The organism is Nocardia sp. NPDC052112 (genome assembly GCF_040680135.1).
Lineage (GTDB): Bacteria > Actinomycetota > Actinomycetes > Mycobacteriales > Mycobacteriaceae > Nocardia.
Genome location: NZ_JBFAWD010000019.1, coordinates 1 through 14,190, shown reverse-complemented (window position 1 = coordinate 14,190; position 14,190 = coordinate 1). Strand labels below are relative to the sequence as shown.

15 protein-coding genes and 1 tRNA gene are annotated in these 14,190 nt (G+C 65.4%); 10 read left to right on the top strand and 6 right to left on the bottom strand.

What is annotated here, in order from left to right; genetic code table 11:
- Positions 1 to 184 precede the first annotated feature (184 nt).
- Positions 185 to 1,135 carry a DMT family transporter gene (locus AB0L58_RS30630; protein WP_364391995.1) on the top strand — a complete coding sequence of 317 codons (951 nt, stop codon included), beginning with the start codon at positions 185 to 187 and terminating at the stop codon, positions 1,133 to 1,135.
- 212 nt (positions 1,136 to 1,347) lie between these two features.
- Here the strand turns inward: AB0L58_RS30630 and AB0L58_RS30625 are convergent, their stop codons facing one another.
- The 4 genes from AB0L58_RS30625 to AB0L58_RS30610 form a co-directional block, all read right to left on the bottom strand.
- On the bottom strand, positions 1,348 to 1,686 hold the full coding sequence (locus AB0L58_RS30625; RefSeq protein WP_364391993.1) for a hypothetical protein: 339 nt from the start codon (positions 1,684 to 1,686) through the stop codon (positions 1,348 to 1,350).
- 221 nt (positions 1,687 to 1,907) lie between these two features.
- Complete coding sequence (locus tag AB0L58_RS30620) at positions 1,908 to 2,405, bottom strand: hypothetical protein (RefSeq protein WP_364391990.1); 498 nt, start codon at positions 2,403 to 2,405, stop codon at positions 1,908 to 1,910.
- A 176-nt stretch (positions 2,406 to 2,581) separates the two neighbouring features.
- A complete protein-coding gene (locus AB0L58_RS30615; protein ID WP_364391988.1) occupies positions 2,582 to 4,120 on the bottom strand; it encodes a Rieske 2Fe-2S domain-containing protein in 1,539 nt (512 codons plus the stop codon).
- A gap of 42 nt (positions 4,121 to 4,162) precedes the next feature.
- Positions 4,163 to 5,008 carry a hypothetical protein gene (locus tag AB0L58_RS30610; protein ID WP_364391985.1) on the bottom strand — a complete coding sequence of 282 codons (846 nt, stop codon included), beginning with the start codon at positions 5,006 to 5,008 and terminating at the stop codon, positions 4,163 to 4,165.
- A 172-nt stretch (positions 5,009 to 5,180) separates the two neighbouring features.
- Between AB0L58_RS30610 and AB0L58_RS30605 the strand changes: the two genes are divergently transcribed.
- Together AB0L58_RS30605 and AB0L58_RS30600 are read left to right on the top strand one after the other, a co-directional pair.
- A complete protein-coding gene (locus AB0L58_RS30605; protein ID WP_364391983.1) occupies positions 5,181 to 5,933 on the top strand; it encodes a lysophospholipid acyltransferase family protein in 753 nt (250 codons plus the stop codon).
- A gap of 9 nt (positions 5,934 to 5,942) precedes the next feature.
- Complete coding sequence (locus tag AB0L58_RS30600; RefSeq protein WP_364391980.1) at positions 5,943 to 6,689, top strand: lysophospholipid acyltransferase family protein; 747 nt, start codon at positions 5,943 to 5,945, stop codon at positions 6,687 to 6,689.
- On the opposite strand, the gene AB0L58_RS30595 is transcribed toward AB0L58_RS30600, so the two are convergent.
- On the bottom strand, positions 6,683 to 7,459 hold the full coding sequence (locus AB0L58_RS30595) for a helix-turn-helix domain-containing protein (protein WP_364392315.1): 777 nt from the start codon (positions 7,457 to 7,459) through the stop codon (positions 6,683 to 6,685). The genes AB0L58_RS30600 and AB0L58_RS30595 overlap by 7 nt on opposite strands.
- A 102-nt stretch (positions 7,460 to 7,561) precedes the next feature.
- On the opposite strand from AB0L58_RS30595, the gene AB0L58_RS30590 reads away from it, so the two are divergent.
- The 7 genes from AB0L58_RS30590 to AB0L58_RS30560 all read left to right on the top strand — a co-directional run bounded on the left by AB0L58_RS30590 (position 7,562) and on the right by AB0L58_RS30560 (position 12,360).
- A complete protein-coding gene (locus AB0L58_RS30590; RefSeq protein ID WP_364391978.1) occupies positions 7,562 to 8,464 on the top strand; it encodes an NAD(P)H-binding protein in 903 nt (300 codons plus the stop codon).
- Positions 8,465 to 8,531: 67 nt separating this feature from the next.
- Positions 8,532 to 8,607 (top strand) — tRNA-Gly (locus AB0L58_RS30585).
- A 124-nt stretch (positions 8,608 to 8,731) separates the two neighbouring features.
- Complete coding sequence (locus tag AB0L58_RS30580; RefSeq protein WP_364391976.1) at positions 8,732 to 9,187, top strand: hypothetical protein; 456 nt, start codon at positions 8,732 to 8,734, stop codon at positions 9,185 to 9,187.
- Positions 9,112 to 9,984 (top strand): tyrosine-type recombinase/integrase, encoded by an 873-nt coding sequence (locus tag AB0L58_RS30575; RefSeq protein ID WP_364391974.1) that lies wholly within the window; start codon positions 9,112 to 9,114, stop codon positions 9,982 to 9,984. The genes AB0L58_RS30580 and AB0L58_RS30575 overlap by 76 nt, the downstream gene beginning before the upstream one ends.
- A gap of 76 nt (positions 9,985 to 10,060) precedes the next feature.
- Entirely contained in the window at positions 10,061 to 10,708 is a 648-nt protein-coding gene (locus AB0L58_RS30570) for a hypothetical protein (protein ID WP_364391972.1), read from the top strand.
- 5 nt (positions 10,709 to 10,713) lie between these two features.
- Complete coding sequence (locus AB0L58_RS30565) at positions 10,714 to 11,328, top strand: pentapeptide repeat-containing protein (RefSeq protein ID WP_364391970.1); 615 nt, start codon at positions 10,714 to 10,716, stop codon at positions 11,326 to 11,328.
- Positions 11,329 to 11,742: 414 nt separating this feature from the next.
- Entirely contained in the window at positions 11,743 to 12,360 is a 618-nt protein-coding gene (locus AB0L58_RS30560; protein WP_364391967.1) for a hypothetical protein, read from the top strand.
- Between the two features lie 380 nt (positions 12,361 to 12,740).
- Here the strand turns inward: AB0L58_RS30560 and AB0L58_RS30555 are convergent, their stop codons facing one another.
- Entirely contained in the window at positions 12,741 to 13,970 is a 1,230-nt protein-coding gene (locus AB0L58_RS30555) for a serine hydrolase domain-containing protein (protein WP_364391965.1), read from the bottom strand.
- Positions 13,971 to 14,190 lie beyond the last annotated feature (220 nt).

The window sequence follows — 14,190 nt, the reverse complement described above, 5'->3', positions numbered from 1 at the left end:
CGACGGTGTCTGATCCGGTTGGTTGGTACTGCCGCCCGCTCCTTCGGCGAACGCGGTGTGGTTGACGGGGTGCATATTCCGCGCATGAGATGCGTTCGAGGCGCATCCTGGTGCGGGCGGCGGGATCGGGCGCGGTCTCTTGTGACTCGATCGGGAGTTGTGGGTGTGGCGGTACGGTGCGGGGATGGTGGCGCGGGCGAAGGTGGGGTTGGCCTTCGGGTTCTGCATCGGGGTCGGGGTGGCGGTGCAGGGCCGGATCAATGGGGCGTTGGGGTCGCGGCTACAGGATGGGATCGCGGCTGCCTGCATCAGTTTCGGACTCGGACTGGTGGTGTTGGTGATCGCATTTGCGGTCAGTCGGCGGTTGCGGGACGGGCTGATTCGGGTGCGGCGGGCGGTGGCCGGTGGCGAGCTACGGCCGGTGCAGTTGTTGGGTGGGCTCTGTGGTGCCTTCTTCGTCGCGAGCCAAGGGCTTGCCATCGCGGCGATCGGCGTCACGGCCTTCACCGTCGCCGCGGTCGGCGGTCAACTGCTGAGCAGTCTGGTGGTGGACCGGCTCGGGTTGGCGCCGCACGGCCGCACTCCGGTCACGGTTGCACGCATCGGCGGCGCGGCGCTGGCCATGGTCGCGGTGGTCCTCGCGGCGGCGGGACGGTCCGGTGCGCCGGTCGGTTCCGCGGCGGTGCCCGAGTGGCTGCGCACCGGACCCACCGCTGTGCTGATCCTGTTGCCCGCGCTGGCTGGAATCGGATTGGCCTGGCAGCAGGCGGTCAACGGTCGCGTCGGCGCGGTCGGCGGCCCGTTCTCCGCGACCCTGGTGAACTTCGCCATCGGCACCGCGGCCCTGTTCGCGATCGAGACCTGCATCCTGGCCGGCACCGGATTGCCCGCCGAATTTCCGAGCGAGCCATGGCTCTACCTAGGCGGACTCATCGGCGTCGCTTTCATTGCCCTTGCCGCCATCACCGTCCGCTGGATCGGTGTCCTGCTCCTCGGCCTGACCTCGGTAGCAGGCCAACTCCTTGCCTCGATCAGCCTCGACCTCCTCACCCCGACCGGCGCCGGACTCTCTCCGACCGCCGTCATCGGCTGTGCGATGACCTTCGTTGCCGTCGTCGTCGCCACTCGTTCATGAACCTGATCCCAGCATCCGCGCTTCGGCAGACCCGAACCACACGGGTCACCGCCACTGTCCGCGAGGCCGCCCCGTCCTCGAGTTCCGTCAGGCTCGCGCATCGACCCATTGCATTGGTACGCGAGCTATGGCCCGAGCGCTGACGTGGACGATTCCCGCACCGTAATAGCCCGTTTGTATCCCGGGCTGGTCTCCCCGCACGGCGATCGGCCCTAGCTGCTGCCGAACCAGCCCGGAGGGAACAACCAGAGGTTGCCGAAACCGCACCCCTGGTTGCCGAAGCCGTTCCATGGGTTGCCGTGGAACTTCCACGGGTTGCCATGGAACTTCCACGGTTTGCTGGCGTCGATCCACTGGTTGCTGTAGCCGTAGTCGAAGTCGAGGCCATAGTCGAAATCGCAATCAGTCTGTGCTACACCGGGTCCAAGAGTCGGCATTGCTGTGGCGGGAGCGGTCACTGCCATCATCGGAGCCGTCATCGTCACTCCAACCAGTGCGACATTCGCGAGTAGTCGGCGCGCGCCGTTGCTGCGCGCCTTGTCGGTGATCATGGTGCCTTCTTCCGGCGAGTCGTCGCGCGGATCCGACTCGCCGATCGTCGAGTTCGTTGCTATTCCCGACGCTCCTGATTCCAGGAGCGCAAGGTAGGCCGTCACCAGCAGGTGCGCGGCCTCGCTCGACTGCATGTGCCCGGTCACGGGGCGCTTGGTGACGTCACCGCACTGGTCGACATCGCCGAGAGATCTATGTCGCGACGCTGGGATTCGTTTGGTCAGCTGCTGCCGAACAAGCCCGGAGGGAACAACCCCTGGCTCGAACCGCCGCCGAAGCCGCCTGGGCCGCCGAAGCCGCCGCCGAAGCCGCCTGGACCGCCGAAGCCGCCGCCGAAGCCGCCTGGACCGCCGAAGCCGTCACCGAAGCCGCCTGGGCCGCCGAAGCCGTCACCGAAGCCGCCTGGGCCGCCGAAGCCGTCACCGAAGCCGCCTGGGCCGCCGAAGCCGTCACCGAAGCCGCCTGGGCCGCGGCTGTAGCCGCCGCACTGGTTGCCGTAGCCGTAGCCGCCCCACGGTCTGCCGTCGTCGGTCCACCGGTTGCCGTAGCCGTCGTCGCACGCCGAGCGATCAGTCTGGACTACGCCGGGTGCGGGCGTCGGCATTGCCATGGCGGGAGCCGCCACTGCCATCATCGGAACCGCCGTCGCCGCTCCAATTAGCGCGATATTCGCGAGTAGTCGGCGCGTGCCGTTGCCGCGCGCCTTGCTGGTGATCATGGTGCCTTCTTCCGGCGAGTCGTCGCGCGGATCTGACTCGCGGATCGTCGAGTTCGTCGATATTCCCCGACGCTCCTGATTCTAGGAGCGCACGGCAGGGCACCACCAGCAAAGAAGCGGTCGGATTGCCGCTGATCTCAGAACCAACCGACAGTCGGCACAAGGCCCCCGGGGATTCAGACGAGCTTGCGCGAGCGCAGCTCATGCCCCTTGGAGGTTTTGCATCGACCGGATTCCAGATCCCACTGCCACCCGTGCAAATTGCAGGTGAGGGTATTTCCGTCGACTACGCCGAATTTCGACAGATCCGCCTTCAGGTGTGGGCAGCGGCGCTGGACCTCCCAGCCGGCCAATTCCGTTGACGCGGTATCGTCGTGCGCCTCGGCGAACCAACCGTCCGCGTAGGCGATCCGCTCATCGGTGAGGCATTTGAAGAAGGTGTACAGGAATTCGTTGTAGCCGCCGATGCGCCAGGCCTGGAATCGAGTGGACAAAAAGATGGTGTTCACCCAGTCCGGCTCTTCGTCGCGCAGCACGGTACGCACCAGCTCCGGCGGGATCCGGAAACCGTAGCGGTACTTGCCCTCACCTTCGATCGGTTCGCGCACCACGCGCTCGGGGAAGTCCAGCACCACGGTTTCGTCACCGATAACCAGCCCGACCGGATAGCCGATCCCGTCGCAGATCAGATCGCTCTGCTTCATGATCGGCTCGAACAGCGCCCGCAGCGGTTCCAGCACCGGTGCGTCATCCGTTGACCACGAAGCTTTTTCGGCGGCCAGCACCGGCGCCAGACGCTGCGCCATCAGCTCGATGTATTCGGCCTTGTTGTCATAGATCAGGCCCGGCTCGAACGGATGGATCAACGACAGTTCGGCGCCGCGCACATCGGCAACCGAACCCGGAATCATCAGGATTCCGCCCTCGTTGCCGTGGATTTTCATCTGTTCCAGGAACACCATCTGATCCGGGAAGATATTGCCCTCGTCGCCGCGATCGTCATTCAAGTAGCGCAACTCGTCGTCGAGGAATACCGGCGGTCCGGCCGACGGCACCACCCAGGTGGCGCCGACCTGCTCGATATAGCTGCGCGCCCGGTCCATTCCGCGTTGACGCTTCTGCTTTCCGAAATTCGACTTGGTCCGCGATGGAATGTCGTAGACCATCGGATACCAGATCGCGCCCGAGTACTGGAGCAGGTGGATATCGATATGCCCGAACGCGGCGTGCAGCACATCCATATCCACCGGACGGGCATCGTTCATATTGAAACAGGTGGTCTCGCCGTCGGAGACGACGAGACCGGAGTCGCCGATCGGTCCGTCGGCGGGTGCGCGCAGCGCGATGATCATGATGTCGATCTCGCCGCCCGGACCACGCACCCGATGTTTGACCGAATCCTCGGTCTCGAAGAACTTGTGGAAGCCGAGCTTCTCCAGTTCCCGCTTCAGATCCGGCACCGGATAGTCCGGCAGCAGCACGGTCGCGTCCTTGTTGACGTGTTCGGCCAGATTCGCCGCGTCGAAGTGGTCGCGGTGCAGATGCGAGACGTACAGGAAATCGCAATTGCCCAGCTCGTCCCAGTCCAACTGGGTGTTGTCCGGAAACGGGAACCACGAACCGAAGTACGCGGGATTGACCCAGGGATCGCAAAGGATCGACCCGGCCGCGGTGCGGATATGGAATCCGGCGTGTCCGACGCTGGTGATCTGCACGAGCTGCTCCTCCTGACCGTTACCAGCCACCCAGGGTAGTGGTTAGGAAGAAACGTCGCCGATGCAGTAGCCCTCGGTGCCCTCGGTCAGGGTGAAGGTTCGGGTCTGCGTCACACCCGAGGAGTTCGTGACCGGAACCTCGACTGTGACGTAGGCCGCGCGCAGCCGCTCCGAGCGGATCTCCTGATCGGTGAATTTCGTGGCTCCGGTCAGCCTGCCCGGGTTGTTGGCCAGCGGCGGAGCTGTCGGACTGCCGGTGCCGTTGGGATCCCAGTTCGCCGGGGTCGCCTTGCAGACCAGCGGGTAGTTGCCCTCTTTATCCGCGGGATCGAGCGGGGTGCCGACGAAGCGGGCCAGATAGCGACGCACGGTATGCCTGGCATCGGCTTCGTTGGGTCCGGCCTCGGTACCGTCTTGGGCCACCCACGGGCAGACGATCTGGGATGAATCCTTCGTTGCCGCCATCACTTCTGTTCGATCGAAGGTGACGGTCGTGCCCGCGTTCTGCCAGGTGACGGTGTGCTGTGTGGTGGTAGCCGGCTGTGCGAGGGCGCTGAGGATCGCCTTCTGCTCGGTGGCCATATCGGTTACATTGCCCGGAGCCAACATCCAGCATTTGGATCGCAATTCGGTGGGCGTCGAGCCCGCCAGGACGGCGCCGAAGCGGGCCGCGACATCCGCCGCGCCGGACAGGCCGGGAACCTCACCGACAGGTATCGCGAACGCCTGCGCCACGACCTTCGTGGTTGTGGTCGGCATCGCGGCGGCCGGTGTTTTGCCGGTCGGTGCCGACGTTTGCTTCGGCTCGTCGCCGGGGATGCCGGATACGGAGTCACAACCGCTGAGCAGGACGGTGCCGGTCAGCACCAGACCACCCATGCTGGCCATCAGCCCTCTCCGTTCGCGTTTGCGCGGGTCCTGCCAGTCGCGTTCACGCGGTATCGGGCGGGCGCGTTCCACTTCGGGGGTCCTCTTTCGTAGACGTTGAGCGACGGGTCAGACGCGCGCGGTCGCGGCGGCTCTGCCGGATGGGACAGTCAGCGACTACGCTAGCGGAATTGTGGAACCCGTCTACCGGACGATAATCGGGCTCGCCCGTACCGTCTTCTTCGTCGAAGGTTTGAAGTTCAGCGTCAAGGGCGCTGAACATATTCCGGCGCGCGGTGGTGCTGTCCTCGCGGTGAACCACACCGGCTACATGGACTTCACGTACGCGGGTCTACCGGTGCGCACCCCCAAGCGGTACATCCGCTTCATGGCCAAAAAGGAGGTGTTCGACAACAACATCTCCGGCCCGATCATGCGGGCGCTCAAGCACATTCCGGTGGATCGGTCCGCGGGGACCGAGTCCTACCTGGCGGCGGTCGAATACCTCCGCAAGGGTGAGTTGGTCGGCGTCTATCCGGAGGCGACCATCAGCCGCAGCTTCGAGATCAAGGAATTCAAATCCGGTGCCGCGCGCATGGCGATCGAAGCGGATGTGCCGATCATCCCGATCGTCGTCTGGGGCGCCCAGCGTGTGTGGACCAAGGGCTTCCCGAAGCGTCTGGGCCGCACCAACACTCCGATCTCCATCGCCGTCGGCGCACCGATCCAACCCTATGAACCCGCCGCCGATCTCACCGCCCAACTCCGCAGCACCATGCAATCCATGCTGCTGGATCTGCAGCAGGACTACGTGCACGAGCCCGGTGCGTATTGGGTGCCGGCACGTTTGGGCGGCAGTGCGCCTACCCTCGAAGAAGCCGATGCCATGGATGCCGCCGAAGCCAAGGAGAAGGCGGCCCGCCGGGCGGCCGAGGATTCGTTGTAGGGGAAAGCTATGTCGCGGGAACCGGTCTACGACATTCTCACCGGTTTGGTTCGAACGATGTTCGCGGTGCAGGGTCTGCGCATCGATATCACCGGCCAGGACCGGATCCCGCGCGCCGGTGGCGCCGTACTCGCCGTAAATCACACCGCCTACCTGGACTTCATGGAGGTCGGGCTGGTCGGGCGCAATTCGCGGCGCAATGTCCGCTACATGATGAAGGCCGAACTAGAGCACGGCATCGTCGGGTTTCTCATGAAGCACTGCAAGGCAATCGGCGTCGATCGCGAGGCCGGAGCGGCGTCATTTCGACGTGCCCTCGAAGCGTTGCGGGAAGGCGAACTGGTCGTGGTCTATCCGGAGGCGACGATCAGCCGCAGCTTCGAACTCGAGGAATTCAAATCCGGCGCGGCCCGCATGGCGATCGACGCGGATGTGCCGATCATCCCGATCGTCATCTGGGGCGCGCACCGCATCTGGACCAAGGGATTCCCGAAACAACTGGGCCGCCATCGTTTTCCGATCAATATCCGCATCGGCGATCCGATCCCGCCCGCCGAACCGACCGACGGCCTGACCGCCGAAATCCGTGCCCGGATGGGGGAATTGCTCGAAGCGGCGCAAACCGGCTACCCGATGCCCGAAGGCGCGCCATGGGTTCCGGCTCGGCTCGGCGGCGGCGCGCCCACGCTGGCCGAAGCCATGGCGCTCGAGCGGGAAGAGATGGCTCGTCGTCGCGCACAACGGAAATCTCACTGAGCTGACCGACACGGGGTTGGCGCCGGCAATTGTCCCTGGAAGAACTTGGCCGGTGGTACACCCATCAGAGCTTTGAAGTCCGCCGACATGTGGGATTGGTCGTAGTAGCCGTGGACGGCGGCAACGTCGGCCAATGACACCGCCATATCACTCGCCTCGACGAGGATCCGGCGCACGCGCCCGATGCGGGCGAAATGCTTTGGAGAGACACCGATTCCGCTGGTGAACAGATTGCGGAGTTGGCGTTCGCTGACCGCGAGGTCGGTGGCGAGTTCGTGGACCGTCGGCTTCGCGGATATGGCGGCAACCGCATCGCGGAGTAGTTCGCGGTGGAAGCGCTGTGTCGTGTCTTCGGAGATACGTTGTGGGAGAACCGCTTCCAGGAAAGGCAGCACTTCTTCCGTTGGCAGCGTGGCGAGTTCGTGTGCCAACTCGGCGGCGACACCGGGGAGGTCGGCGAGGCGGACAACGCGATCTGCGAGATCAACGGCGGCGACGCCGAGCAACTGGCGGGTGGTGCCGGGGGCCAACCGGAGGCGGGCGCAGCCAGCGGGTTTATCGGCTTTGGAGTAGGAGGCGCGGGTCCGCGGACCGAGCACGAGGGCGTCGGGGCGGTCGGCGGCGCGCAATACGATCGTCGTCCCGGCGTGCGGTACGTGTGCGTACGGTAGGGACGCGTCGGTGACGGTGGGGTAGCGTCCCAGCTCGGTGATCCACGGACGCAGCGATTCCGGTGCGGGCACCACCGATTCGGTCAGGTCTACCTGCATGGTCACCCGACCCACTGTAAGCAGCCCACAGCCGGATACAGCGGCCGAAGCCGTGCCGAAATCTCCTATCGAGCCGGGCGGCGCCGGCGGCACGCTCTTCTCATGATCGTCATCACCGGTGCCACCGGCACCATCGGCAGTGAAATCGTCCGTCAGCTGGCCGCACGTGCAGTGCGGGTGCGCGCGGTGACGCGGAATCCGGAACGGGTGCGGGTGCCGGCCGGAGTCGAGGTGATCCGGGGCGATTACCGCGACCTCGGCTCGATGGCCGCCGCGATGACCGGCGCGGACGCGGCCTTCCTCGTCGGTGTCCTCGGCCCCGACGATGCCGAAACCGATCGTGCCCTGGTCCGCACGGCTCGCGACGCGGGCGTGCGCCGGATCGTCAAACTTTCCGCCATCGGCACCGGAGAGCCGGAACTCGGCCGCGTCGGCACCTGGCATATGCCCGGCGAGCAGGCGGCCAGAGAAAGCGGTCTCGAATGGACGATCCTGCGGCCATCGAGCTTTGCCTCCAACACGCTGAGCTGGGCCGACGCCATCCGATTAAGCCAGCCGGTGCCGAATCTCACCGGTACCGGCAGCCAGGGCGTCATCGATCCGCGCGACGTCGCCGCGGTAGCCGTCGAGGCGTTGGTGACAGCCGGCCACTCCGGACACACCTACACCCTCACCGGCCCCACACTGCTCACGTGCGCGGACCAGGTCGCCACGCTGGCGACAGTTCTCGGCCAGCCGCTGGACGTAGTCGACGTGCCGGAGGACGTTGCGCGCGAACACATGATCTCGTCAGGCATGTCCCCGGAATTCGCCGACGGGGCACTCGCGGCCAAGCCTACGTCCGCGCCGGAGGCAACGCCACGCTCACCGACGATGTCCGGCAGGTCCTCGGCCGCGCACCCCGCAGCTACACAGAATGGGCCGCCGATCATGCCTCCTCGTTCACCACCCACACAGACCACCGCATTCCCTGATCACCACGACGAATGTCCGATTTTCCTTTAGACGTGATGACGGACTACAGTTCTGGACGCGCAACGTTGCGGCCCTCCGGCCCCACAACGAAGCGCATGCGGATGTAGCGCAGCTGGTAGCGCATCACCTTGCCAAGGTGAGGGTCGCGGGTTCGAATCCCGTCATCCGCTCCAGGAAAACACCAGGTCAGTAGGGTGAGCTACCCTGGTGTAGACGTGTATGTCACCACATGTGTCACCACGTCACCGCTTGCGGTCTCAACGGCTTCTCAGGGCACCCACGGGCTCTGGAGGCTTCATGCTCACACCCCGCCCGCGACCCCGCCGCAACGGGTCGATTGCCTGGCAGGTTCCGTTCCACTACTACGACGAGACCGGTCGTCGACGCTTGACGTCGGAGACCTTCGACGATTTCGAGGCCGCGGTGCGCTGGTGTGAGCTGGCCGAGGTGGTCGGGGTCGCCGAGGCGCGCCGGATCCGGGAGATCCAGCTCGGCACTGCTGTCGGCTGCATGACGCTGGTGGAGTGGTTGCGCAAGTACACCGCGCGGCTGACCGGTATCGAGGAACGCACCCGTGCCGGCTACATCCGCTACATCGATGTCGATATCGAACCGTTCTTCGGCTCGTCGCTGCCGCTCACCGCGTTCAACCAGGAGATCTGGACGCGGCCTGGATCGTGCACCTGGAACAGGACAAGGGCAATGGCGCGAAAACCATTCACAACAAACACGGATTCCTCTCCGCGGGTTTGAACGCGGCGGTGGCCGAACGACCGTCACCGTTGATCCCCTACAACCCGTGCCCGGGTATCCGGCTGCCGCGCCACGACGCGCCGGAGCTCGACATCTTCGACAACGACGAATGGGAGCTCTTCGAGCAGTTGATGCCGCCGCGGTGGCGCCCGCACGCTGAGTTCAACCTGGTCTCGATGGCCCGGCCCAGCGAGGTCACCGCCATCCGGATCCGCGATATCGACAAGCGGACCGGTGATGTGCGCATCAACAAGGCGTGGAAGTACCTCGGCGGTGAGATGAAGCTGGGAAAACCGAAGTCCTCACGCGGCATTCGCACCGTTACGGTTCCTCTGGAAACCCTCGAGCGCTTCGACCTCGACCGCCCCGGTGACGAGTTGCTGGTCCACACCAGCAACGACACCCCGATCAGCGCGGGCTACTTCTACGCCAAAGCCTGGATACCCGCCATACGCCGCCTGCGCGCCCTCGCCGACGGCAACCTCGAACCGTTCGGCCCCAACGCCCAATGGAAAGGCGCGGATCCGGAGGATCTGCTCGAGCAGTTCGCCGACGCGATCGCCTCCATGCGCCACAAACGCCTCACCCCCTACACCCTGCGCCACACCGGAATCTCCTGGAAGCTCCAGGACGGCGTCCCGCTGTTCGTCGTGTCCCGCGAAGCCGGACACAAATCGGTCAACACCAGCGACGCCCGCTACGGCCACAACGACCGCCGCGCCAGCGCCGCAGCCGCCCAAATCATCGCCAACAGGCTGCCACGCGCCCGCGCCGCGATGCTGCGCACCGTCGCCTGAACCAGCTGCTCCGAGTACTCCACCTGCCCACCAGGATTCATTTCATCACCGCAGCGTCGGAATGAAATGAAATGGAATGAAACGGAATTCCATGATGCTGAAAGCCGTCAACCCACGCACCACCACCGACACCCCGGCGCGATGCCAGTACCCCTTGGACAACGGGGGCACATGCGACACCGCCGTCCCGACCAGCGGCAGACCGGGCGCACCGCGCAAATACTGCGACAACCCCGACCACACCGCCCAGAAAGCCCTGCGCCGCAAGCGCAAAGCCGACGACAAGACCGTCAAACGCGTCGAGCAGCGCCCGTCGCGTCCGGTCACCGACGGCATGAATGCCCTCGCCGATCTGGTCGACCGCATCGAGCTGACCCGCGCAGAAGTGGCAGCCATGCTCATCGACGCCGGTGAATTGATCGCCGAGGTCACCGACCCTGCGGTCATCGACCGCGAGATCGCCGAGATTCGACGAGACGCGACTGTCCGCATCGCCGCCGCCGAACAGGCTCGCGCCGACGCGGAGAAAGCGGCCACGATCATGGCGCGCCGGCTCGAACGCTCGGTCGAACTCGAGGAGCTGGCCTTGGCGCCGACGAAGCCATCCAGGAAGCCGAGGACGCCAAAGCCCTTGCCGCACAATCCGCCGCCGACGCACAAGAGCGCATCGCCGAAGCAGAAGTCGATCGAGACCGGGTCTACGAGGAGGCCGAAGCGGTCCTGAAAGAAATGCGCGGACACCTCGACGCTGCCCGCGCAGCACAAGCCCATGCCGAAGGCGAACGGGATGCCGCAGCCGCCAACTCCACGATCGCCGCCGACGAGATCGCAACCCTGCGACAGCGGCTCGACGACCAGGCCACCGAACACCACTATCAACTTGAGCAACGCGATATGGAGTACTCCCGCGCAATTACCGCCGCCCACACCATGGCCGACCGCGCCGCCTGCGAACACCGCGACCAAGTCAGCGAAATTCTGCGGACATACCGCGGCCAGATCAGTCCGATGCACACCGACCGCCAGGTCGAACAGCACGACGCGGACCTGCACGATGCGAACCTGACCGAAGCGAATCTGACCAGCGCAAACCTGACCGCCGCAAACCTGACCGGCGCGCATCTGACCGCCGCAAAGCTGATCCGCACGGATCTGCGCGGCGCGGACCTGACCGGTGCGAACCTGCCGCAGATAGACACGATCACCGCGCTGATGTGGTCGACCGAGACCCGATGGGGTCGGCGGGATGTCGATGAGATTCGGGCCCGTTCGGTCGAGCTGCGCGCGGGGGTCTTCATCTTGAATCCCACTGGACAGCAGGTCGACACTCTCGTCGATCACTGATCCCCCGCAGGAGGAAGGGCAGAACTGCGCACATCAGGTTTCTGACCACCGATAAGGCAACAGAATCGGTTGTCGAACAGACAATTGTGCTATCGGAAGCCGTGTGGCGCCGTCGGCTGGAACCCGTCACAGGGATGGTGCAATGGCCAGACCAACGCACCGGCGTGGTTCTGGCTGACGCACTACCGGAACCCCCGCAGCCGCTGGTCCCGGTGCGCAGCCGGAAAACGGGATTACGTAGGGGGTAGGGCTGTCGCACTGCATGCGCGCCGTGCTGCTGTCCAACCGGTCGCATTGGAGACGGAAGTGCAGTGACTTCGAACTGTGTGTGGCGTACCGCACACCGCTGGATTCGACGCCTAAGGTCTGACTCGGTCCGCCCATCTGGGGCAGCTGAGTGGAGGGATTCGAAGAATGAAGTTCGAGAAGATCACTGCTGCTGTTTTCATGGCCATCTCGGCCGTGGGTGTCACTGCGGCAACCGCCCATGCAGAGCTGGCCGTCGCTGAGCAGCCGACTGCGGTGACTGCGGGGGACGCGACTTCCGGTATGGATCACGGAATCAACTACCAGATCACCGTTTCGCCAGTCGACAGGGTCGTTATCGCCACCGTCGAGAATGGCAAGTTCGAGATCGCGCAGAACGGTGCGGTGGTGCTCGAGTCCGGCGACGGAGCGGCGGTGACCGAAATACCGCAGCGGTTCGCCGTCGACGGGCGTTCGATCCCGATTGCGCGGCACATCGGTGCGGACGGTCGCACCCTTACGCTGACACCGACCCCGACGGCAGAAGATATCGCGCAACTGAAGGACATCAGCTCCTACGACCGGCTCAAGGAGCAGATCGACAAGAACCTGCCCGGCGTCGTCGGCGGTGCCATCGTGGGCGGACTCCTCGGGGCGTGTCTGCCCCTGATATGGGGGATCAGCATCCCCGCGGGTGTGCTGATCGGTGGAACCGTCGGCGGATACATCGTGGGCGGCCCGGAGTTCGGCGACGCCGTACAGGCGTTCGCCACTGGCCAGCCGTGATCACGGGCAGGGAAATAGCGGCCAACTGGTCGGGGTTGAGGAGCATCTGCGAGAAATCGGGGTTGCGGACTGGCAGGAACCGCTTTCAAGTAGTCGGTATTAGTCGTGAGGACCCGGAGTTTGCCGAGCCCGGGGGTAGTGGTGCAGATGCCCGAGATCCGGCGCTAATGTTCAGGTGAACTCGAACTGGCGTGTTCCACAGCGTCTTTCGACGCTAGCGCCGGGGCTGGGCATGCACCACTACCCCCGCGTGCAGGCCCCGGGTGCTCTGTTCAGCTCGTCGGCTGATGAATCTGTTGTCTGGATTGCTCAGGTCGGGTCGCCTGAGGTGATCTCACCTTCGGGCGACCCGGCCTGAGGCGAACGGGGTCGGGACCTGGTCAGGCGTCGAGGGCCTGGTAGAGCGTGGTCCAGAAGTCGTGGATGAGCCATGCCGGATCCGGGGTCGACAACCCGACCTGGGTCAGCAGGATTCCGGTGAGTTGGTTGCTGGGGTCGGCGTAGGCGGATGTGCCGGTGCCGCCGTCCCAACCGTACTGGCCGATGGGAGCGTAGTCGCCGCGGTAGGTGCGTACCGCCATTCCGAAGCCCCAGCCACCGTGCTGCCCTTGACCGAACGACACATGGACGTTGTTCTTGGCCAGCGTATTTCGGGCGGCATTCTGTTCGGGGGTGAGGCGGTTGGTGGTCATCAGCTCGACGGCGGGCCGGGACAGGATCCGTTCGGTGCCGTGCATCCCGTGGTTGAGCAGCATCTGGAAGTAGGCGTGGTAGTCGTCGACGGTGGAGACCAGCCCGCCGCCGCCGTGCTGGAATACCGGAGGCGCGCTGAACTTTCCGCCCGCGGCCTCGTCCCACACGATGAACTCGCCGGTCTGCGGGTCGGGGGCGTAGCTGGGCGGCAGCCGGTCGATCTTGGCGGCGGGCACGTGGAAGCCGGTGTCGGTCATCCCCAGCGGTTCGAAGACGCGTTCGCGCAGAAACGTTTCGAACGACTGACCCGAGACCCGGGCGACGAGCACGGCGAGGACATCGTGGCTGAGTTCGTACTGCCACCGCTGTCCGGGCTGGTAGGCCAGTGGCAGCTCGCCCAGGCGGCTCATCCACTTGTCCGGCTCGGGCGCCGATGCGGCTTCCCCGCTGTAGTTGGCCCGGTCGAGAACCGCGTCCATGATCGGGGATCCCATGAGCGTGAGATCCACTCCGAGCCCGAATGTGGAGGTCAGCAGGTCCCGTACGGTGATCGGTCGCTGCGCGGGCACGGTGTCCTCCAGCGGCCCGTCGGCCCGGCGCAGTACCTGACGGTCGGCCAGTTCGGGCAGCCACGGATCGACCGGGTCGTCGAGCCGCAGACGGCATTCGTCGAGCAGGATCATCGCCGCCGCCATCGTGACCGGCTTGGATACCGACGCCATCCGGAAGATCGTGTCCCGGCGCATCGGCGCGTCACCGTCGGCGCGCATCGTCCCGAGCGCTTCGACGTGGGTCTGGCCGGCCCGGCTGACCAGGGCGACGACCCCGGGAATCTTTCCGGACTCGACATGGCGGGCCAGCACGTCGCGTACTCTGCGCAGCCCTGCTTCGGTAAAGCCGCTGTTGTTGTGTTCCATCAGAAATCTCCTTGTTCATAGCGTTCGATCTGCGGGACCCGTCCCGGTGTGGCGCCCCTGGCCTCGACGGACCTGCCCGAGGGCTGCTGGCGGCTGCTCGGGCAATCGGTTCCCTGGGCGGGTCCCCTCACGCGGCGTACAGGGCTCCGGTGATCTTGCTGGTCATCGCCGCCACGGTGGGGGTGGGCTGGCTCGGGTGGGTCCGGGTCGCGGCGTCGAT